Genomic DNA, 21364 nt, shown 5'->3' on the forward strand with positions numbered 1-21364 from the left:
TATGAAAAAACTGGTTTGTTTTCTGTTATCGCTTTGCCTGCCGTTTTTGGCAAATGCTTCTAGCAATATCAACATTTATGCGGCTTCTTCTATGACAGATGCGGTTAACTCTATCATTAAGGCTTACAACCAAGATCACAATGTAAAAATTGTACCTGTTTTCGCCGCGTCATCGTCTCTTGCTCGTCAGATTGAAAATGGAGCGCCCGCAGATATTTTTATCTCCGCTGATAAAAAATGGGTGAGTTATTTGGCGGATAACAAAGTGATTAAGAAAACTGATATTTCTATGTTTGCGACAAATAGCCTAGTATTGATTGAGCCAACTACATCAAATATTCATTTTAATATTAATAGTAAAGCGGCATGGGCAAACGAACTGAAAGGGCAGCGTTTATCTGTGGGAGACACAAACTCAGTGCCTGCAGGTATTTATGCGAAGCAAACACTTCAGTCTCTAGGAGTATGGAATACCGTAGAATCTAGACTTGCTCCCACAGCAAATGTTCGAGCAGCATTAGCGTTAGTTGAACTAGGTGAAGCGCCATTAGGTGTCGTATATAAAACGGACGCGTTAATGTCGAAAAAAGTAAAAGTTGTAGCGGAGTTTCCTGCTAAGTTGCACACACCGATTATTTATCCATTGGTACAAATGAATCACGACAAAGCGGTTTCTAATTTTGTTCACTTCCTGAATAGTAAACAAGCAACTGCAATCTTAAAACAATACGGATTTAGCCAACCAGTATAATCATGCTAATAACTGAATACGAATACCAAGCCATCGTCCTCAGCCTAAAGGTTGCAAGTTACACTGTCATTTGGTTGATACCTTTTGGCATTGTCTTAGGCTGGTTGCTTTCGAGAAAACAATTCATAGGGAAAGGGTTTGTCGATAGTGCGATTCACCTACCTTTGGTATTACCTCCCGTTGTTGTCGGGTATTTACTTCTGGTGGTAATGGGCAGGAAAGGCGTGATCGGAGAGTGGTTACTCGAGCATTTTGGTATCGTATTCAGCTTTAATTGGAAGGGAGCAGTTCTCGCCTCCTCAGTGGTAGCACTGCCGTTGATGGTTCGTTCGATACGCTTAAGTATTGACAACGTTGATAGAAAATTAGAACAGGCAGCCGCAACATTAGGTGCATCGTCATTCAAAGTATTTTTTACCATCACGCTTCCACTCATTGTGCCGGGCATAATTACAGGAACCATGCTAGCGTTTGCGCGCAGTTTGGGTGAGTTTGGTGCGACAATGACGTTTGTTTCTAATATCCCGGGAGAAACACAAACCATTCCTCTTGCTATGTATAACTTTATACAAACACCAGGGGATGAAGCACAAGCTGCCAGACTTTGTATTATCTCAATCGTTATCGCTCTAGTGTCTCTAATGGCATCCGATTGGTTTGCCAAACATACGCAGCGCAAATTAGGGATGAAAAAATGAGCGGACTTAAAATTGAGTATAAGCAAACATTAGGTGAAACAGATTTTGATATCAACTTAACGTTGCCAGAGAAAGGGATTACAGCGATATTTGGCCGTTCAGGCGCAGGCAAAACCTCACTTATTAATGCAGTAGCCGGATTGAGTAAGCCTAGTAGTGGTTATATTTCCATTGGTGAGCATGTGTTATTTGACTCTGTTAAGCATTGCAACCTTCCTACTCACAAGAGAAAAGTCGGGTATGTATTTCAAGATGCACGCCTTTTTCCTCACTATAAAGTGAAAGGAAACCTACTTTATGGTGTGGGTAAGCATGACAGTCACTACTTTGATAAAGTTGTTAATATGCTATCGTTAAGTGACTTGCTTGGTCGTCATGTATCCGAGTTATCAGGCGGTGAAAAGCAGCGAGTGGCTATTGGAAGAGCGCTTTTGTCAAAGCCAGAAATCTTATTGATGGACGAGCCTTTAGCATCGTTGGATTTACCGAGAAAGCGAGAAGTCATGCCGTTTTTGGAAGCTTTGTCCACAGAAATTGAAATACCAATTTTATACGTGTCCCACAGTTTGCACGAAGTGCTGCGACTAGCGGATCATTTGGTGATTGTTAACAAGGGAACCGTTGCAGTATCAGGTCCAATTCATAAAGTTTGGGCTTCGAAGGAGATGAGACCTTGGTTAGAGAGTGATGAGCAAAGCTCTTTATTTGAAGGACAACTTATCGAACAAAATGAGGGATATGGGCTCAGTAAGGTGCGAATTACCGAGCAGCATAATATATGGATTCAAAAGGTAGAGGTCCCCAACAAAACAATGCTCAGGTTACAAATCCGAGCAAATGATGTTTCTATTGCTTTGAATGAGCCTCAAAACACGTCAATACGCAATGTATTCAAAGCAGAAATCCAAGCCATTCAAGCCCCTCCAGCAAGTTCAAAGTCTAAATTTAATGTTTTAATACAGCTGAAGCTAAGTGATGATTGTTATCTTTGGGCTTCGGTCACCCGATGGGCATGTGAAGAGCTGAGTTTAAAGGAGGGGTTGTTGGTATATGCTCAGGTGAAAGGTGTTAGTTTGACGCAAAAGGATGTTGCGCTCTCACATTAGCTAAAGTAGGGCAGTCTCGGATAAAACCACCCTACAAATCAAGCACCAACTACCTTCTGAAGGTTTCTTGAAAATCTCGTTTTAAAATAGCATCACGACGTGCTTTTTTTAGCTGCTTAACCATATCTTTTATACAGTTTTTTAGCACCTGATCCAAAATATCCGCCTTGTAGTTTTCTTGCTGTTGCTCATCTAGCCCATTTGGCATTTGCATCGTTGAAAACTCTTCCAAGGTATTGACCCCTGCAAAGGCTTGGCTAATGGTGACTAAGGCATGAAATTGTTCAAAACTATCTAGAATATTTTGTGCGCTTTTTGGTAACGAGTCCCACTCTTCTCTCACTACACTTTCAGACGCACCATGAATTGAAGTTACCATGAGGTGCATCTCTTTTGGCACGTCTTCAAATTCTATAAGATGGCGCAACTCTGGCGAGAAGCTGTCTAAATCGGCTTTAGAGTTTTCATTTTCAATTAGCTCAGACATCTTGGTTTTCCATAAACAAAAACGCCAATGCTAAAAACATATCGTAGAATGTCAATATTAATAACCCAAATATTCAATGCGATCTGAATGACTATATGCTATATGTTTAATAAAATGATCTCTGGTTAGGTAAAATATGATTAATACTGGTTCTTCAATGCGTATATTGCTGGTTGATGATGTCCAGCTTGATAGAATGCAACTTGCCATTCGCCTCAAGCAACTAGGGCACATAGTAGAAACAGCAGCAAGCGGTGTAGAAGCTCTTCAAATTTACCCTGAGTTTGAACCAGAGTTAGTTCTTCTTGACGTTTCTATGCCAGATATGGATGGGTTTGAAGTATCTCAAGCAATCAGAGATCGCTTTCCCGAGTGGATTCCTATCATCTTTTTAAGTGGCCATGAAGAGCCTACCATGATAGCGAAAGCCATCGAGGCTGGAGGTGATGACTACTTAATTAAACCGGTCGATAAACTTGTACTCAATTCAAAGCTAATCGCAATGCAGAGGATAGCGTTTATGCGTCGTGAGCTGAAGCGAACTTCAGCTAAGCTTTCTGAATTGAATATGGTTTTACAACGGCAAGTTAATGAAGATGGTTTAACGAAAGTCTTTAATCGTCGATTTATCGACAACACACTACAAGATTTGGTTACCCTGCATGGTCGAAATAGTACCTCGATGGCAATTATATTACTCGATGTCGACAAGTTTAAACCATTCAATGATAACTATGGTCATATTGAAGGTGATAAGTGTTTGATTAACATTGCTTCGATGGCAAATGATTTGTTCAACAGAAGTGGTGACTATATAGGTCGGTACGGCGGTGAAGAGTTCGTAGTGTTGCTAAGTAATGCGAACCAAGAAAAAGCTTTGCAACAGGCACAACGTATACAGGATGGCCTGAGAGAATTATCCTATCCACATGATTTTAATAACGGTATTGGATATGTGACCGTGTCACAGGGGGTGTTGAGTTTTATCCCATCGGGTAAAGAAAGTATTGATGACCTATATCGAATGGTAGATAAGGCATTATATCAAGCTAAAACTGAAGGTAGAAATCGTTACAGCATTGCCGAGTTTGAATATTTTACTCAGAAAACAGGGTAGAGCAGTTATCGTCGAATTATCCTATTTCTACCGCGCTCCTTTGCTTCATATAAAGCATTGTCTGCTGCTTCAATAACCTCTGTTGGGCTGGAGGACCTTTGGTTATCCGATAGACCAATACTAATCGTAACCTTTAGCTTTTCTGAAGTCTCTTTATTGTCAGTTACGTTGTCACGGGCCTGGTTTTGATTGTTTGCAGTATACATTTCATAGTGTTCAATCGCAGCCCTTAAAAACTCTAAATAATCTTGTGCGTCTGACGCGCGTTGCCCTTTAAATATAATCGCGAATTCTTCTCCACCATAACGATATACCTTCCCGTCACCTGAGAGTTGCTCAAGTTTCCGCGCAATGAGCCGCAACACATCGTCGCCAACAACATGACCGTAATCGTCGTTTACTCTTTTAAAATGATCGATGTCCAGCATTGCAATTGTGTACTTTCTACCTAAATTCTTTAAGTCACTTTCCATTGCATTACGGGCGGGTATGCCGGTTAGCGGGTCATTAAATGCGAGCTTGTGACTTGCCGAAATCAAATAGGTCAGCATTAGTGCCCCTAACGCGGAAAATAGAATGCATGGAACATAGGGCAAATTGATAAAAAAGAGTGCACAGCTGACGAATATAAGAGTGAGATATACCGAGATATCAATCGGGCGCTTGTATTTAAACAGCAGCGTAACAGATGCAACTATAAACAACGATAAATATCCGACTAGCAATAGCGGCAGGTAGGGGAGTTGCTCCACAGTAAAAAAAATGATGTGGTCGAATGTTTTTACCGGATGGAGTGACAAATGTTTGAAGAGTAAGTAAAGCCAATATACCGAAAAGAGAATCGTAACCATATAAGCAAGAAAGGCTTTATTTAGTAAGTCGGTATCTCTAAAAAGATAAACGAAAAAAAAACCAACAGGTATAAGCAGAGTGATGAGCGAGTATTTTATATTAGTAGCGGACTGTTCAATCGGTGGAACCAACACATACTGAATGAACCAGTATGTGAGGAGTAGCGTAAATGCCAGCATAGCCACTCTACTCTTTTTAAATGTGTGCGCAAGAAGGATAACGCCAGAGAGCAGCACAAAAGGGAGTTTCATAAAGAAGTCGTGACTGGGTGTCACGTAAGAAGAACCGTATTTCAGGCCAAGCAAAATAGAAGCCAGAATAAATAATGGCATTAAAAAATGGAACCAAGTTGACGTTTTTAAAGGATTAACCATTTAGTTTGGGCCTATAGACCTTTTGTATTTCACTGTTGCCTAAAGTTTATGCTCAACTATAAGCATAATGGCATTTGTTATATTTCCAAGTAAAAATCAGTAAATTATTACCACACAACCATTAGGGTTAGTTTATAAAGGCCGATTGTCGACTTGTTAGTTAAGGCTAAAAATTAGAACTACTTAGCGTATTCGGCAAAGATTTCAGCTATGGCTATAATTAGGTGTAATAGTAAGAGTTATCATGGATAAAGGAGCGAAATCTATGCAAATAAGTTTCGACGTGCACAATTATATGGAAACTTTAGTTGGTCAGGTGTTAGCTCGAGATGAGTTTACAAATCAACTAGATCACGAGCAGCTAGCGGATTTAGCTTGTTTAGCTCTTGTTCAGTTAAAACCAATTTATATTCGTCATGATATAGACTTTCTTTCAGCGTTACCGGAAGATCGACTTGTTGTACTAAAAGTTGCTGCAGAGGATGCAGTGAGTTGTGCTTTACCTATGATTCTCAATGATCAACGTAAAACCCGTGATAGTGATATCCCGATTGTATTTTCTCATCCTCGTTTTGATGATGAATCTCAATTAGAATGGTTTGAAAAACCATTGTTAAAGCCTAAAAACTAATTAAGGAGCTCTTTGTGGGTTTATTTTCACGTCTATTTGGTTCAAAGCCTTCACCGTCTGAACAAAAAGTAGAAGTAGAGCCAGTAGAGTATAAAGGATATTTCATTTATCAAGAGTCCATTGAGGAAGGGGGACAATACAGGATTGCTGGACGTATCACGAAGAACTTTGAAGATGAAACAAAGTCTCATCGATTTATTCGCTCTGATGTTCTTGCAACCCGTGAAGATGCAAATGAGTTTATGCTAAAAAAAGCACAAATGTTCATTGACCAAATGGGAGATGATATTTTTTCGTGATTTTGACTCGTTAGAACAAGAACCATTCTAAATATGCATAGGGCCTTTGGGCTCTATCGTCCTCATATATCAAACCAAATAAACGATTCAAGCAAGTAAGGCAAAGGCTAACGTAACTTTGTACTTTAAATGCATCAGATTGTACAGGGTTTTGTTGCATTTCTTTGTTATTTGTATTTTTCGTTGAAAAACTCTTGAACTATTTAAAAACGTTAGATAAAACAATTACACATTTGTACCAATGGTTAAGGAATGGCTATGCAAATTGGTGTGCCTAAAGAAGTATTTTCTGGTGAAACTCGGGTAGCAGCTTCACCCAAATCGGTTGAGCAACTGCTTAAATTGGGCTTTGATATTGCAATTGAAACTCAAGCGGGTGTTTTAGCAAGTTTTGACGATGATGCGTATGAACGAGCAGGAGCGAAAATAGTATCCACTCAAGAAGCTTGGGATTCCGACATCATTCTTAAAGTGAATGCGCCTTTATTTGAAGAAGGCGATGAGTTAGATGAGATTAGCTTAATCAAGGAAGGCGCGACACTAATCAGCTTTATTTGGCCTGCTCAACATCAGGAGTTGATGGACAAGCTTTCAAGTAAAAATATTAATGTAATGGCTATGGATTCCGTGCCAAGGATATCTCGAGCGCAAGCACTTGATGCGCTTTCATCTATGGCCAATATTGCAGGGTATCGTGCAGTTGTAGAAGCGGCACATGAATTTGGACGATTCTTTACTGGTCAAATTACAGCTGCTGGGAAAGTGCCTCCTGCTAAGGTATTGGTTGCTGGGGCTGGGGTTGCAGGTTTAGCGGCAATCGGCGCGGCAGGAAGCTTAGGGGCTATTGTTAGGGCATTTGACGTTCGACCAGAGGTTAAAGAACAGGTCCAATCAATGGGAGCGGAGTTTTTAGAGGTAGACTTTCTAGAGGACTCAGGAGCTGGCGATGGCTATGCTAAAGAGATGTCCGATGACTTTAATAAAAAAGCCGCAGAACTCTATGCAGCGCAAGCTAAAGATGTTGATATTATTATTACCACAGCATTGATTCCTGGAAAGCCAGCGCCTAAGTTGATCACTCAAGAAATGGTCGACAGTATGAAGCCAGGTAGTGTTATTGTTGACCTAGCGGCAGCAAATGGCGGTAATTGTGCTTATACAGAAGCTGATAAAGTGATCACAACGCCAAACGGCGTAAAGATCGTTGGTTATACGGACATGGTCGCAAGATTACCAACTCAGTCTTCGCAACTATATGCTACGAATATCGTCAACTTACTAAAACTTCTTTGTAAAAATAAAGATGGTCAGATTGATATCAACTTTGACGATGTTGTTCTTCGTGGAGTGACAGTAGTTAAAGATGGTGAAGTTACTTGGCCTGCACCTCCTATTCAAGTTTCAGCTCAAGCTGCTAAACCTCAACAAGCTGAACCTATACACCACGAAGAACAAGCCAAGCCCATGTCACCGAAGAAAAAAGTGGCACTGATTACGGCCGGAGTCGCTGTATTTGCTTGGGTAGCGTCGGTTGCTCCGGCAGCGTTCTTAGCTCACTTTACCGTTTTTGTGTTGGCATGTGTAGTTGGCTACTACGTAGTTTGGAACGTTACCCATGCACTACACACCCCGCTTATGTCAGTTACAAATGCGATTTCAGGAATCATTATTGTCGGTGCACTACTTCAGATAGGGCAAGGAAATGGTCTCGTCAGCTTTCTATCATTTATTGCGGTCTTGATCGCCAGTATAAATATATTCGGCGGATTTACCGTGACTAAACGTATGCTCGAAATGTTCCGTAAAGATTAGGGAAGGAAAAGGAAATGTCAGTTGGATTAGTACAAGCTGCTTATGTTGTTGCAGCACTGTTTTTCATTCTTAGTTTAGCAGGTTTGTCTAAGCAAGAATCAGCACGAGCGGGAAACTATTACGGGATCGCTGGAATGACAGTGGCGTTGTTGGCCACAATATTTAGCCCGTCAACGAGTGCGGTTACTTGGATTATCCTAGCTATGGTTATTGGCGCGTGTATTGGTATTTATTACGCCAAAAAAGTCGAAATGACAGAAATGCCAGAGCTAGTCGCAATCTTACATAGCTTCGTCGGTGCAGCAGCGGTATTAGTAGGTTTTAACAGCTATTTGCATGCACCTGTAATGACTTCTGCAGAGCATACCATTCACTTAGTTGAAGTCTTTCTAGGTGTTTTCATCGGGGCAGTGACGTTTACAGGGTCTATTGTGGCTTTTGCTAAACTGCGCGGATTGGTCTCCTCATCTCCGATGAACATTCCCCATAAGCACAAGTGGAATTTAGCAGCGGTCGTTGTTTCTATTGCTTTGTTAATTCGATTTGTCGAAGTAGGCGGAAGTGTATCGGCATTGTTGGTAATGACGGTGATTGCTTTAGTGTTCGGCTATCACCTCGTAGCATCTATTGGTGGCGCTGATATGCCAGTGGTTGTGTCTATGCTTAACTCCTACTCTGGTTGGGCAGCGGCAGCGGCTGGTTTCATGCTCGCGAACGATTTGTTAATTGTTACTGGTGCCTTAGTTGGTTCCTCTGGTGCGATTCTTTCTTACATTATGTGTAAGGCAATGAACCGTTCATTTATCAGTGTGATTGCTGGTGGATTTGGTCAAGAAGTTTCCACTGGCGGAGATGAAGAGGTAGGTGATTACCATGAAACCAACGCTGAAGACGTCGCAGATATGCTGAAATCTTCTAAGTCAGTCGTGATTACGCCAGGGTATGGTATGGCAGTTGCTCAGGCTCAGTATCCTGTTCATGAGATAACAGAAAAGCTTCGTAACCAAGGTGTTAATGTCCGATTTGGCATTCATCCAGTTGCGGGAAGGTTACCGGGTCACATGAACGTCCTGCTTGCTGAAGCGAAAGTACCTTACGATGTGGTATTGGAAATGGAAGAAATTAATGATGATTTTACCGAAACAGATACTGTGTTAGTGATTGGTGCAAATGATACTGTAAACCCTGCGGCTCAAGAAGATCCCGCTAGCCCTATTGCGGGGATGCCGGTACTTGAGGTATGGAACGCAAGTAATGTCATCGTCTTTAAGCGCTCAATGAATACAGGTTATGCTGGAGTTCAAAATCCGCTATTCTTTAAAGATAATACACACATGTTGTTCGGTGATGCGAAAGAAAGCGTCGACGCTATAGCAAAAGCATTGTAAATAGACTTTTTGCTAACTCACGAAGGGCGATACCTAATTCGCCCTTTTTTCGTTCTTTGAGTATTTGTTAAAAATTTGGCGTTGTATACTGACAGCTGCATTGACTTCGCTAATATTTACCTTAGCATTACATTAATAGCAGTTGTTTATAGAATAATAAGTTATATTATATCTGATACTTTGACTTGTAGATAAATTGCCTTGATTAAGACAACGCTCCATTTCTTATTTGCTCTATTAGCGATTTCCTCAATGCAGGTCAGGGCTGAGTCTCTTCCCGAACGTATAGATAATTTTGTTGATTTATTCAATCCGGCAAAAGCGACGGTATCTTATGATATTCGCGCTATTCAGACAGATTATCCAACCAAGTTGCTTGAGCCTAGCTCAATGCTGCCACAAACGTCCTCTTATCCGATAAAAGATATACAACGGCTTTACCAGCTCGCTAAAAACTGTACGGGTAAGTTACCCCTAAGCCCTTTAATTACTGAACCTTTGGTGTTTACCCGTGCAATGTGTAATGGCACGAAACTAAGTTTACGTTGGTTTGCGAGAAGTGGATTAATACACCCCGGGGGGGGCACATACGCTTATCGTTATTCTCTAGTGCATCCATCCGAGGAGAAAGAGTTAGAGCAGTACATGCATATTAAGGAACGACCACTTGCACCGGCAACCACGCTACTTGGTCGTTTACAAAGAATGAGTCCAGGTGCTTTGGAAGCGCTCATTTCTGGAGCAAAGATGTTTATTGAGCGTGATTATTTGTGGTTGCGCCAAAATGATAGTTACTATCTTTATCCAGAAAATATCTGGAAAAACAACGTAGATAAGTCAGGATTAAGCTTCAAACTTTATAACCAATCAAATGCCTGTTTTGTACAACGGGGAAATATTTGTTGGAATGTTAAAGATCATTCTGCACTTTTACGCATTAGTATGGTCGTACTAGTTATAGCGAATATTTTGCTAGTTCTTGGCTGGGCGTTATATCGCTGGAATACTAAACGGCAAGAAATGCAGAGTCGAATGCTTATTTTGCAAATTTTAACGCACGAATTGCGAACTCCTATCGCAAGTTTATCTCTAACTGTGGAGGGTTTTAGGAGAGAATTTGAACGCCTGCCAGAAAGTGTTTACGATGAATTTAGAAGATTGTGCGAAGATTCTCGGCGTTTAAGGCAATTAGCAGAAGCAAGTAAGGATTATTTACAGTCAGATAACAAACCCCTAGCAACAGAATGGGTACCCTCAGTTGAAGAGTGGTTACAATTTAAAGTTGAAGAATTGGAACATGATGTCCAGTTTAATATCGATAAGGATGTCGCAGCGAAACTTAATGTGTATTGGCTTGGTACTTGTATAGATAATTTGATAAACAACGCTGTGAAATATGGTGTTTCGCCCGTGAGCTTACAAGTGTCTACTAGTCATAACATGTTAGTAATAAAAGTAATTGACCAAGGCCAATTGACCCAGAAAGACTGGCACGTATTACGCAAGCCATTTGTCAGTAAGAGTGGTCTTGGTTTAGGCTTGACAATAGTAGAATCCATGGTTGGTCGAATGGGAGGAAAGATGAATCTCGCTGGACCACCTACAACATTTATATTGGAGATACCTTGTGAAACAGACATTGCTTCTTGTTGAAGATGATAAAAATTTAGCAGATGGCCTATTAGTTAGCCTCGAACAAGCGGGATATGAATGTTTCCACTCTGAGACCATAGCTGATGTCCAACAATATTGGGACAAAGCGGACTTAGTCATCTTAGATCGTCAACTACCAGATGGTGACTCTGTACAACACCTAGCAGATTGGAAAAAGATAAAGAATGTACCAGTTATATTGCTGACTGCACTAGTTACTGTGAAAGATAAAGTGACTGGATTAGATGCAGGCGCAAATGACTATTTAACCAAGCCGTTCGCTGAAGCAGAATTATTTGCGCGAGTTCGTGCGCAACTTCGTCTCCCTGAAGGAGATGTATTAGATGATACAAAAGTTAAGACCGATAACTTACTCATAGATAAAGCTACTCGTGAAGTGTTTTACAACGATGAGTCAGTAACGCTTACTCGAACTGAATTCGATTTATTATTGTTTTTGGCAAGTAACCTAGGTCGTGTGTTTACTCGAGATGAATTACTTGATCATGTGTGGGGTTACAATCATTTCCCTACAACACGAACAGTAGACACGCATGTACTTCAACTTCGTCAAAAATTACCAGGTTTAGAGATTGAAACCCTTCGAGGTGTTGGGTATAAGATGAAAGCGTAATGCGATCGATACTCGTAATAATGTTAGGTGTACTATTAAGTGCACCTAGCTACGCAAATAGTGTGGAGTGGTTTGAAGAAAATACACCACTAACACAAGCGCATCAGCACTTGTTGAACGACAACTTGCCTGCCATGTTTACGTCGTTGGTTGAACTTTGGCAATTGGACGAAAGTAAAACCCTCGGTCCACACCTAAATGCGCTTTTTACGCAGTCCTTAGAGTTAGACTGCGGTAAAGGGTTGGTCACGAAATCATTTCCCGAGTGGATAAAATCTGTCGTTGTAGAACGCGCTGACGTGCAAAGCCCAGGTCGTGACTCTTATCGAGCGGTTGTTCAAGTTACCTCTACAAAGCGTTTATACAGTGTTTCTCTGAAGAAGTGGGTTAGTAAAACCATATCTGCAGATGATTCTCTTACAAGCTCTCAAGTTAAAGATGGTGATAGCACAGATTATGTTTACACCATGCGATACAATTTAAATAATTGGGTGCCAGAAGGTTTATACCGTATTGATGTGACTGCTGAAAACCAAGATTCTTGGAGTTCTTGGCTTATCTTTGGTAAACCTAAGGCAAAACAAACGGTACGTTGGGTATCTAAAGATCACTGGGTAATAGATAAAAACGCTTTGCTTAACCGCTTTTGTCCACTGCCTAAGTTAGATGTATCGGTGTTCAGCTATAAGGATGGCAAGTATGACCAGGTTTGGAACCAGAGTTACGACTCAGATTATCCAACTTCACTTGCTGATAGTAAGCTTCCTCAAGGTCGTTACGTACTTGCGGTTTCAATGACTCATGAGAGGTGGCAGGGATCAATAATTGTTGAACAAACGCAAACAATTAGCAAAACATATGATGTTTCTGTAGATGATTGATTAAAGTTAATATTAAATAGAAAGATATAAACATTAAGGGAATAAAGTTTATATCATTATGAAACAATTCATTAGACTATGCTCATTTTCAGCAACGTTTGTTGCCTGCTCTACATATTCAGCGAGTTATGCGATTGAAGCTCGTGGCGATTCAATGGGGGGAGTGGGTGTCGTTGCCGCCAACTTTCTCACTGCACCATTTTATAACCCTGCTATAACAGCAATATATCGCCGCAACGATGATGCAGGGATGATCTTACCTAGCTTCGGACTCATCTATAATGATGAGGACGACATGATCAACGATTTGGATAATCTTTCAGATTTATTATCGAGTTACACGAACGGAAGCGATGCCAGCGCGATTCAAGCAGAATTAGATAATTTAACCGGTGATACGGCAAGTGCTCAGCTTGGTGGCACAGTCGCTTTTGCAATTCCGAATCAGTATATTGCTCTGAATGTATTTGGTAAGGCTTACGCTGAAACTTTCGCTGAATCGGATATTTATAGTGGCGCAAATACTGGTAACGCACAAACAGATATTGCTGTTAACGCTGAGTTAAGTGCTATAAACGCAGTGTCTGTTGCGGTTACTGAAGTCGGTGTGTCTTTAGCAAAATACCAAACTTTTTTAGGCCAGCACCTTTCTTTTGGTATCTCACCCAAGCTTCAACGCATCTATACCTATGTCTATTCAGCAAATGCGACAAATTACGACATAAAAGATTTTGCTGAAAATAGTAATGGTAACACCATGTTTAACATGGATGCGGGAATGCTGTGGTTCCACGGACCACTTAGATTTGGCTTTTCCGCAATGAATTTAGTATCACGTGATATTGAGACAGAAACAATATCCCAAACACTAACAAGCAGTATCGACGGCAGCCAGTCACGTACTCTCACCCTAAACTATACCTACCAAATGAGACCAATCTATACCGTTGGTGCTGGATTAGTAGGTGACTTTGCATCGATAAGTGTCGATTATGACCTTAACGAGCAGGAACGCTTTACCAACTTTTCAGATAATACCCAAATGTTAAGAGTCGGTGGTGAAATAGATATTTTACGTCAGCTTAAACTTCGAGCCGGTTATAATAAGAACTTGGCCTATAGTAATTCTGAAGATACTTACACCGCCGGTATTGGTATCGACTTTCTTAACATTATCGAGTTTGACTTAGGTGTCAGCTATACTAATGAACATGCCATGGGAGCATTTGTTAATTTCCTCGGTACTTACTAGATGCTGTTAGCTTGGAACATTTAGGGTGTTCACTTTGAGAGTTGTCGATTTTATTATATAGTTCGCCGCAAGACTTATGGAGGCGAATATGTTTGAAGATTTAGGCTTAACCCACGAAGAGCAGCAGCAAGCTGTCGAAAAGATTCAAAAACTTATGTCTGAAGGGATAAGTACCGCAGAAGCGATAAAAATAATCGCGCAACAAATTCGAGAAGAAAGATTAAATAAGGCATAGAAAAAGACCGTTGTTCTAGAGCAACGGCCTTTTTACTTAAGCTCTGTAAATATTAGCTAGCCTTCGTGGGCTTGATTGTCGGAGAGATCACGAACGGTTTCGGATACATTTTCAGCGCCTTTATAAATCTCATCCATTACAGCGGATACTTCAGTGACTTTATCCCTACCTCTATTCGCTATTTCAGATACTTCTTCCATCATCATCGTCATATCTTGAGTTGAGCTCCTAGTCTCATTTACTACGTCTGCAATTTCGGAAGTAGCTTCTGTGGTTCTAGAAGCAAGTTGTCTTACTTCATCAGCAACAACTGCGAAGCCGCGACCTTGTTCGCCAGCACGGGCTGCTTCGATCGCCGCGTTGAGTGCTAAAAGGTTGGTTTGATCGGCAATGCTTTTAATGGTTGCTACGATTTCTTCAATGCTTTGCGATCTCTCATTTAGAGTGAGCATAGCTTGGCTTGTTTCCGACAGTTTTTCAGTAATAGACGAAGCAATTTGAACGCTTTCGGTTAAACCCTGTGAACCTTCTTTAGCAATTTGTGCCGTTTCTACTGACGTACTATAAGCCACTTCGGAGGCTCTAGAAATGGCTTCATTTTTTTCAACTTGAGCTGAAATATCAGAGGCAAACTTAATAACTTTATATACTTTCCCGTTCTGATCGCAGATTGGGTTATATGTTGCTTCTATCCATATTCTATCCCCATGGGCAGATCGACGGAGAAACTGACCGGATTTAAATTCACCTCTTGCAAGCTCTGTCCAAAAATTAGGGTTTTCTTTATAAAAGTCATCAAAGCAAAACATTTTATGGTGGGAGCCTTGGATATCCGCTAATTTGTAGCCCATTGCGGAAAGAAAGTTTGAGTTTGCGTGCAATACCGTTCCATCAGGTTCAAACTCGATAACGGCAAGGGAGGTATCTAAAGCATTTAATACGGATTGTTTATTAATATCTTGAGCGTGAAGCTCAGTAATATCAGAGGCTATTTTTGCCACACTAATGACTTTTCCGTGGTCGTCTTTTATTGGGAAATAAGTTGCTGACAAAATAATTTTTTCGCCAGATTTGGAAAAACGCTCAAATGTACCATGCTTGACTTGTCCATGGCCTAATTCAACCCAAAATTGGCGGTATTCACTGCTTGTTGCATATCCTGGTTCACAAAAAACGCGATGATGTTTTCCTTGCATTTCTTGTTTTGAATAACCAACAACATCTAGAAAAAGCTGGCTTGCGTCTTTAAAATCCCCATTTGGATAAAACTCTATCCAAGCAATATTGTTCTTAATTGCGTTATATACATCGGTTGAGTATGTGTCTTCTTTCTCAACACTGCTGGCTTTTTTGAAAAACATATCTTGTCATCTGTCCTTAGAAACTCAAGAAGTACCTACAGTATAATCCATGATTCAAGAAAGGTGATAAATATGTAAATAGAAACACTTATACCGTATGGAAAACTCATAAATAGAACAAGCCTTGGCCACAAAATTTAATGTTTAGATGATTAAAGTTAAAGAGCACTCAAGAACTTAAAGAATGTCAGCTTAGATACTAAGCGGATTAGCCAATAGTTTCAACGTTATATAAAGTTCAGCTAGACGACCTGTGTGAGTAAATGCTTAAACATTAAACACTCTTTTTTGTACGTACTAAACTAAACAGATACTCTGTTACTATTTTATTGTTAGGTACTGTTGATGAAGCAAAGGATTGTTTCGAGTGTTGTAATTTATTTCTTGTTATTTGGTACGCCACTTGCCAATGAATTACAGATAGGAATAACTTGGATTGGGCAATCTGGCATGGCAGAAAGAATATCAACGTCTTTGCAACAGCAATTATTAGAAGAAGCCCCACAAATTCATATTCAGACTAAAAAGCAATTATCTTCCGAAAAAGATCTAGAAAAAATAGTATCCCAATGGAGTAAAGAAAAAGATGCAATTGTTATCTTACGCTCTAATGGGGCAAAGTGGTTGTCAAATAATCCTCCTACCGTTTTTACGTTTACGGGAGGGCATACTCATCCATTGGCTCTAGGGGTGTCGCAACTAGCTGGAGTGACAGGGGTAACTTATTATATCCCCAAAGTCCTTCAGTTTAATGTTCTACAGAGGGTCATTCCCAATATATCGAGTGTAATGTTACTTGCTGAAAAAAATCATCCAAGTTCTTTAGTTGATCAATCCGACACTAAGGAGGTTGCCGATAAACTAGGGTTTAAATATTCTGATGCCTTGGTTTCGAGTAAATCAGAATTGGTTGAAGTTGTGAAACACAACAAACATGAAGTCGATCTGTTTATCATTGGCAATCAAGCATTAGTTTTTGATAATGCGAAGGATATTATCGAGGCTGCAGAAGGTACAGTGGTTATTTCGTACAGCAAAGCGCCTATTCTAGAAGGGGCTTTGGGAGGTTTCGTTCCAGACGATAACAAGCTAGGAAAAATGCTCGCGAAGTCCATCATCGATGTACTGGTTAAGGGCAAAGACATTGCTCTGATTCCCTATAAAGTTGATGACAACCCAACTTTATTGATAAACGCTAGCGCACTTGAAAAGTACCAGCTAACTATACCACCAAGCGTGAAAACTCGTGTAAAGCTAATAAACAGCCCTAGAAACTAGGACTGATTACGCATTATTGATTTTCTTTATTGGCAATATCGTTTGCAATAGGATCAATAATTTCGGTGAGCCACGTTTTAGCGAGTTGGTCAGTCATCGCAGTATAACCATCTTGAGTCAGTTTTGCTTGACGGTTAAAAACGCCACTGTCTACTAACTTATTGGTATCTGACACTAAGTACCATCGACCACTAATGATTATCTCACCTTTGAAATTTGCGTAAAAATTAGAAACATCTATCTGTAACGTTAACGCGTTTGAAATTGGCTGTGAGGAGGGGAGCCAATTAATAGAAGGGATTCTCTGGTCAAGTCTGCTCATACTGAGTCCTTCAAGTTGAGAAGCTAGTGGTTCAGCCCATAAATGATTTGCAGCCTGATAGACCTTACCATCATTGTTTACCATCACGATGTTCAACCGTTTAAGGTAATCTGCGACATTGATGGGTTTGAGCTGAATTGACGTACTGCCTAGGCTCATATCAGTCTTATAGGCAGAAACAGCTGTGTGGTTAGGCAACAAATATTCCTGATAGCCTGTTTCACTAGTGCTCGCACATGCACTCAACAGGGTAGTAATTGCAACTATCAATAGTCCTTTTTTCATTGTTTATTCTCTCCCTGCGCCGCTTTAGGTTCTATATCAGAACGTTGAGATTTACCAAATATAAGAGCGTTTGGTTTCTGACGAATCTCTTGCAGTAGTGGCTGGAGCTCATCCAGTGTTCTTTGCAGAGAGCCCAAAGTCTGCTGAAGCTTTTGGCCAACAATCCCTTCTGATTTATAGTCGGACAATGTCGCATCCAATGATTTTAAACTCTGTGATAGCTTTTCTGGCAGTTGCTGTGTGTCTTTGTTGGACAGTAGTTTGCCTGTGCTTTTCGAGACTTTGTCTAATTCATTTAGGGTAGAAGCAGCAGATTCAAGTGTTTTGTTTAGCTCGGTAACCGTCTTATTTAATGGCAAAGAAGCAAGCTTATTTAAGATAATTTCTACTTTATCTTGCATCGTTGCTAAGCTATCCGAGGTGGTAGGAAAGACGTTATATTTTCCGAATTTTACTACTTTCGGAGTCTTAGCATTTTTGACGTATTTGATATCAACAATTTTCGCCCCGGTAAGTAGGTTACTGGTATTGAGCGTTGCTCTTGCGCCTTTTTGAAAGGCTTCTTGAAAGCGCTGCTTCCACTTTTCTAAGCTTAGAGTTGTGTCACTAAAGTTGTACTCTAACCTTTGAGGAGCAATACGGACTAATACTGGTATTGGCGGGCTAGTCTCTGTATCAAGTGTTTCGATTGACGCTCCTCGGTAAGGAACTTGAGTAACCGTACCGATTTGAATACCATTATATTCAACCGGCGTACCTTTTTCGAGTCCAGCAATACTCCCTTTAAAAAGCATTACGTAATAAATAAACTTATTGTATCGGTTATCTTCAGCTTCTTGCTTAGAGGTGAACAGCCTAAATTCGGTTAAGTCTTTCACCGGATGAGGCGTTTTTTGTAGGTTGATACTACCAAAGCTAATACCACCAGATATTAGGCTTTGTAACGAGTCGACTCGCACTTCTAACCCTTTGGCTGTCCCTTTCACGGATAACCCTGGAGTCATCCAAAAGCGAACATTACTGTTGACTAAAGCATCGTAAGGCGCGTGAATAAACAATCGATAAGTAATTGCGCCTCGTTTAATATCGAAACCTACGTCTTCTATATATCCAACTTCATAACCTCGGAAGTGAACAGGGGTTCCAACTTCTAGCTTGGTGCTTTGAGTTGAGTAAAGTCTAATTCTAATACCCTTGTCATTAACCGTGGAAAGTGGTGGTTTGTCCAACATGGTAAATTTGTAGGTGTTAGCCCCTTCGTTACCCGGTTCCATGTTAATGTATGCTCCTGACAACAGCGTACCAAGCCCACTAATACCTTCGGCACCCACTCTAGGCTTTACCACCCAAAATTTGGTGTTTGCACGTAATAAGGCTTGAGTGCCTTTATTCATTTGTAACGTAATAATAGCGTGGGTGAAGTCACTGCTTAGTTTAATATTGGTCACTTCTCCAATGTCGACATTGCGGGCTTTTACTTTTGTTTTTCCAACTTCTAGGCCGTCAGCATCTTTTGCGATAATGGTGATCTCTGGGCCTTTTTGCGCCCAATTGTCATATATCATCCACCCAGATACCACTAAGGCCACCAGAGGCACAATCCAAATTGTATTAAACTTAAAACGTCGTGTGGATTCAACGTTAGGGTGCTGTTCTGTCAAACTTTTCTTCCTCTGATAGATCCCAAAGTAAACGAGAATCGAAGCTCATCGCGGCCAACATGGTAAGAATTACGACTCCGCAAAATGAGATAGCGGCAATGCCCGGTACAATGTTCATAACAGTACCAAGTTGTACCAATGCGGACAGAATGGCAACGACAAAAACATCGACCATTGACCAACGTCCCACCACTTCCGTTAAATGATAAATCTTCTGTTTTTTTATCGCTTGCAAATCAGTTGCGAAATGATATTGCCAGCATAACCAAAAAAGCGAAAGAATTTTCGCAATAGGAACAAGCACACTAGCAATTAAGATGACCAAAGCGACTGGGTAAGACTTTAGCCCCCAAAGAAGCAAAACACCGCCAATAATAGTTGAATGTTCGGTCGTACCGAGAAACGTGGTGTTCATAATAGGAAATAAATTTGCTGGTACATAGAGAATGCTCGCGCTAATGAGCAATGCTAAAGTACGTGCAAGGCTAGAAGACTTTCTACTATGAATAACGTGATGACACCTGTCGCAAGTGTGGGCGTCTGCAGTATTTAAAGCTCCACAATATTGACAGCCAATAAGTCCTTTAGAGCGCGCAGTTTGCAGTGGGGTACTGATATTGTGTTTTTTGCTTTTTCCAAAAAAACGATTCCATAACCACCTTTTATCTACCAGACATATTGTGCGAATTAGTAACAGTGTATAGGCGGCAAATGCCCAGAACGAGATGCCCAAGCTCACATCTGCAAGGCTTTTTAACTTAACTAAAGCGACCAACCCTCCAAGCATAAAAACATCGACCATAAGCCAAGGTTGAACGGTTTCTAGGCTTAGTAGTAGCCAACGTGTAAAACGATGATGTTTTGATTTTGCGATTAGTAAAATACTTAGACAAAATACACTTGAAAGGTAAATTAACGGCAATACAACTAACGTAACCGAGACTACTGCACCTAGAATAGTAAAGTGCTCAATGAGAAGGGCGTTGACGCAGTCCCATAAGCTAATTTGCTGAGTTATTCCGTTGGAGCTAAAGCCAAGAAATTCATATGTTAGAGACAGAATGAACAGCATAATGGCAGCAGAGCTATTTGCTAACAATAACTGTTCGGTTTTTTTTGTCACAGTCAGTATGGGATGATCGCATCGGGAACAGCGTAATCTTTCGTTATGCTGCATCGGTGGGATTGTGTTTATCCAGTCACATGAATCACAAGCTGTTTCGTTTTCTAAGAACTGATTATCACTCATTTTTAACTAAAATATTATTGAATTTATCGAAAGACATTCGACTAAATGCGTATGCTATAACGAATTCTGTTATGTAGAGTTTACACTCTTGTGATAGCGGCAACGAATATTTTAATTATCCACGTGAAAAATAGCTGATCTAAAGTGAGTTTTTGATGAAAAGAGCAAACGATTTCCATCAGAGTCGATTAATGGAGAATGTCATACTTGGTAAGAACTTCATCAGTAAGTGGAGGTACTGAAATTCCCCAAGGCTCTAGCACATTTTTTAAATAATCAGGCTTTTGGAATAGTTTCAATGCAGTTTGATTGAACGCTCTGACAAAGGCTGGCGTGGTCGTGGCCTTTGGGAAAGCAACAAAATAGAGTAACTCTCTGTCGCGCCAAGCATACCTAACATCAGTGACGTTAAATTGTTTTGCGCGATATTCTGCCAACGCTTTGTTGCTGTAATATGCATCAATACGGTTGCTTTCTAGCATTCGAATTAAGTTTCCGTTTTCGTCGGTTTGCACATTAATTCTTATTGGAATTAACCCCATTGTTATCATGAGATTACGTATGTTAGACAATGAGATCGAGGTATTTGATGGGCCAAAAACGCCAACATTAAAGCCTTGAATATCTTTTAAGCCTGTTACCACCGTATTATTAGAAGAAGGCACAAAGAACCCGTATTCAGTAAGCATGAATGGAACTGAGAAGTAAAAATTGTCTGCCCGTTTTTTATACCAGCCAAAAGGAAAGATAGCATCTGCTTTACCTTCAGCTACTTTAAGTTTTGCTCTTCGTGTAGGAAGCATACTGAAAGTACACGAATCTTCAAGCTCTGCACAAATGTCTGAAATAATGGTTTTGAACGGGCCAATACTACTCCCTGACTTAGATTTCTGGTTAAAGGGTGGGAAATCAAAAGTCGTGAATTCTAAAGCGTACACAGGATAGCTGACGCAAATAACTAACACCCAAAAAAGCCCGTTAAGTCTTTTGTACATAAGCGATCCTTGCTCATTTAACGCCACTAATAACAGACAAATA

General features: G+C 40.5%; 21 protein-coding genes. 14 read left to right on the forward strand and 7 right to left on the reverse strand.

Going from position 1 to position 21364, the window contains the following annotated elements:
• Window position 1: 1 nt before the first annotated feature.
• Genes modA through modC form a run of 3 tightly spaced genes read left to right on the forward strand, consistent with a single transcriptional unit; the run spans window position 2 to window position 2555 of the window.
• Window positions 2-751 carry a molybdate ABC transporter substrate-binding protein gene (gene modA, locus ACM2FC_RS16820; RefSeq protein WP_498482123.1) on the forward strand — a complete coding sequence of 250 codons (750 nt, stop codon included), beginning with the start codon at window positions 2-4 and terminating at the stop codon, window positions 749-751.
• A gap of 8 nt (window positions 752-759) precedes the next feature.
• Entirely contained in the window at window positions 760-1449 is a 690-nt protein-coding gene (gene modB, locus ACM2FC_RS16825) for a molybdate ABC transporter permease subunit (RefSeq protein WP_498482179.1), read from the forward strand.
• Window positions 1446-2555: a molybdenum ABC transporter ATP-binding protein ModC gene (gene modC / locus ACM2FC_RS16830; RefSeq protein ID WP_498482124.1), complete on the forward strand. Its 1110-nt coding sequence runs from the start codon at window positions 1446-1448 to the stop codon at window positions 2553-2555. Before modB ends, modC begins: the two co-directional genes overlap by 4 nt.
• 49 nt (window positions 2556-2604) lie before the next feature.
• Here modC and ACM2FC_RS16835 read toward each other — a convergent pair whose 3' ends face one another.
• Window positions 2605-3042: a DUF3069 domain-containing protein gene (locus ACM2FC_RS16835; RefSeq protein ID WP_498482125.1), complete on the reverse strand. Its 438-nt coding sequence runs from the start codon at window positions 3040-3042 to the stop codon at window positions 2605-2607.
• 136 nt (window positions 3043-3178) lie between these two features.
• Here ACM2FC_RS16835 and ACM2FC_RS16840 point away from each other — a divergent pair, with 136 nt between their 5' ends.
• Window positions 3179-4159 (forward strand): diguanylate cyclase, encoded by a 981-nt coding sequence (locus ACM2FC_RS16840; protein ID WP_498482126.1) that lies wholly within the window; start codon window positions 3179-3181, stop codon window positions 4157-4159.
• 5 nt (window positions 4160-4164) lie between these two features.
• Here the strand turns inward: ACM2FC_RS16840 and ACM2FC_RS16845 are convergent, their stop codons facing one another.
• A complete protein-coding gene (locus ACM2FC_RS16845) occupies window positions 4165-5385 on the reverse strand; it encodes a GGDEF domain-containing protein (protein ID WP_498482127.1) in 1221 nt (406 codons plus the stop codon).
• Window positions 5386-5650: 265 nt separating this feature from the next.
• On the opposite strand from ACM2FC_RS16845, the gene ACM2FC_RS16850 reads away from it, so the two are divergent.
• The 9 genes from ACM2FC_RS16850 (at window position 5651) to ACM2FC_RS16890 (ending at window position 14170) form a co-directional block, all read left to right on the forward strand.
• Complete coding sequence (locus ACM2FC_RS16850) at window positions 5651-6016, forward strand: late competence development ComFB family protein (RefSeq protein WP_498482128.1); 366 nt, start codon at window positions 5651-5653, stop codon at window positions 6014-6016.
• Window positions 6017-6030: 14 nt separating this feature from the next.
• Window positions 6031-6315 (forward strand): HlyU family transcriptional regulator, encoded by a 285-nt coding sequence (locus ACM2FC_RS16855; RefSeq protein ID WP_498482129.1) that lies wholly within the window; start codon window positions 6031-6033, stop codon window positions 6313-6315.
• A 258-nt stretch (window positions 6316-6573) separates the two neighbouring features.
• Window positions 6574-8127, forward strand: coding sequence for a Re/Si-specific NAD(P)(+) transhydrogenase subunit alpha (locus tag ACM2FC_RS16860; RefSeq protein ID WP_498482130.1), 1554 nt, complete (start codon window positions 6574-6576; stop codon window positions 8125-8127).
• A 14-nt stretch (window positions 8128-8141) separates the two neighbouring features.
• Window positions 8142-9515, forward strand: coding sequence for a Re/Si-specific NAD(P)(+) transhydrogenase subunit beta (pntB, locus tag ACM2FC_RS16865; RefSeq protein WP_498482131.1), 1374 nt, complete (start codon window positions 8142-8144; stop codon window positions 9513-9515).
• 201 nt (window positions 9516-9716) lie between these two features.
• Complete coding sequence (gene vxrA / locus ACM2FC_RS16870) at window positions 9717-11168, forward strand: sensor histidine kinase VxrA (RefSeq protein ID WP_498482132.1); 1452 nt, start codon at window positions 9717-9719, stop codon at window positions 11166-11168.
• Window positions 11143-11802, forward strand: coding sequence for a response regulator transcription factor VxrB (gene vxrB, locus ACM2FC_RS16875; RefSeq protein WP_498482133.1), 660 nt, complete (start codon window positions 11143-11145; stop codon window positions 11800-11802). The genes vxrA and vxrB overlap by 26 nt, the downstream gene beginning before the upstream one ends.
• Window positions 11802-12683 (forward strand): DUF2861 family protein, encoded by an 882-nt coding sequence (locus ACM2FC_RS16880; RefSeq protein ID WP_498482134.1) that lies wholly within the window; start codon window positions 11802-11804, stop codon window positions 12681-12683. Before vxrB ends, ACM2FC_RS16880 begins: the two co-directional genes overlap by 1 nt.
• A gap of 58 nt (window positions 12684-12741) precedes the next feature.
• Entirely contained in the window at window positions 12742-13935 is a 1194-nt protein-coding gene (locus ACM2FC_RS16885) for a conjugal transfer protein TraF (RefSeq protein WP_498482136.1), read from the forward strand.
• A gap of 88 nt (window positions 13936-14023) precedes the next feature.
• Window positions 14024-14170, forward strand: a complete 147-nt coding sequence (locus tag ACM2FC_RS16890) for a YoaH family protein (RefSeq protein ID WP_498482137.1) — start codon at window positions 14024-14026, stop codon at window positions 14168-14170.
• Window positions 14171-14226: 56 nt separating this feature from the next.
• Here ACM2FC_RS16890 and ACM2FC_RS16895 read toward each other — a convergent pair whose 3' ends face one another.
• Window positions 14227-15531 carry a methyl-accepting chemotaxis protein gene (locus ACM2FC_RS16895; RefSeq protein WP_498482138.1) on the reverse strand — a complete coding sequence of 435 codons (1305 nt, stop codon included), beginning with the start codon at window positions 15529-15531 and terminating at the stop codon, window positions 14227-14229.
• Between the two features lie 345 nt (window positions 15532-15876).
• On the opposite strand from ACM2FC_RS16895, the gene ACM2FC_RS16900 reads away from it, so the two are divergent.
• Complete coding sequence (locus ACM2FC_RS16900; protein ID WP_498482139.1) at window positions 15877-16809, forward strand: ABC transporter substrate-binding protein; 933 nt, start codon at window positions 15877-15879, stop codon at window positions 16807-16809.
• A 13-nt stretch (window positions 16810-16822) separates the two neighbouring features.
• Here ACM2FC_RS16900 and ACM2FC_RS16905 read toward each other — a convergent pair whose 3' ends face one another.
• From ACM2FC_RS16905 to ACM2FC_RS16920, 4 genes are all read right to left on the reverse strand, one after another.
• Window positions 16823-17416, reverse strand: coding sequence for a PqiC family protein (locus tag ACM2FC_RS16905; protein ID WP_498482140.1), 594 nt, complete (start codon window positions 17414-17416; stop codon window positions 16823-16825).
• A complete protein-coding gene (pqiB, locus tag ACM2FC_RS16910) occupies window positions 17413-19077 on the reverse strand; it encodes an intermembrane transport protein PqiB (protein WP_498482141.1) in 1665 nt (554 codons plus the stop codon). The genes ACM2FC_RS16905 and pqiB overlap by 4 nt, the downstream gene beginning before the upstream one ends.
• Window positions 19058-20326 (reverse strand): PqiA/YebS family transporter subunit, encoded by a 1269-nt coding sequence (locus ACM2FC_RS16915; RefSeq protein ID WP_498482142.1) that lies wholly within the window; start codon window positions 20324-20326, stop codon window positions 19058-19060. The genes pqiB and ACM2FC_RS16915 overlap by 20 nt, the downstream gene beginning before the upstream one ends.
• A 188-nt stretch (window positions 20327-20514) precedes the next feature.
• Window positions 20515-21321 carry a substrate-binding periplasmic protein gene (locus ACM2FC_RS16920; protein WP_498482143.1) on the reverse strand — a complete coding sequence of 269 codons (807 nt, stop codon included), beginning with the start codon at window positions 21319-21321 and terminating at the stop codon, window positions 20515-20517.
• Between the last annotated feature and the right edge of the window lie 43 nt (window positions 21322-21364).

This window comes from Vibrio sp. A37, from assembly GCF_059777565.1.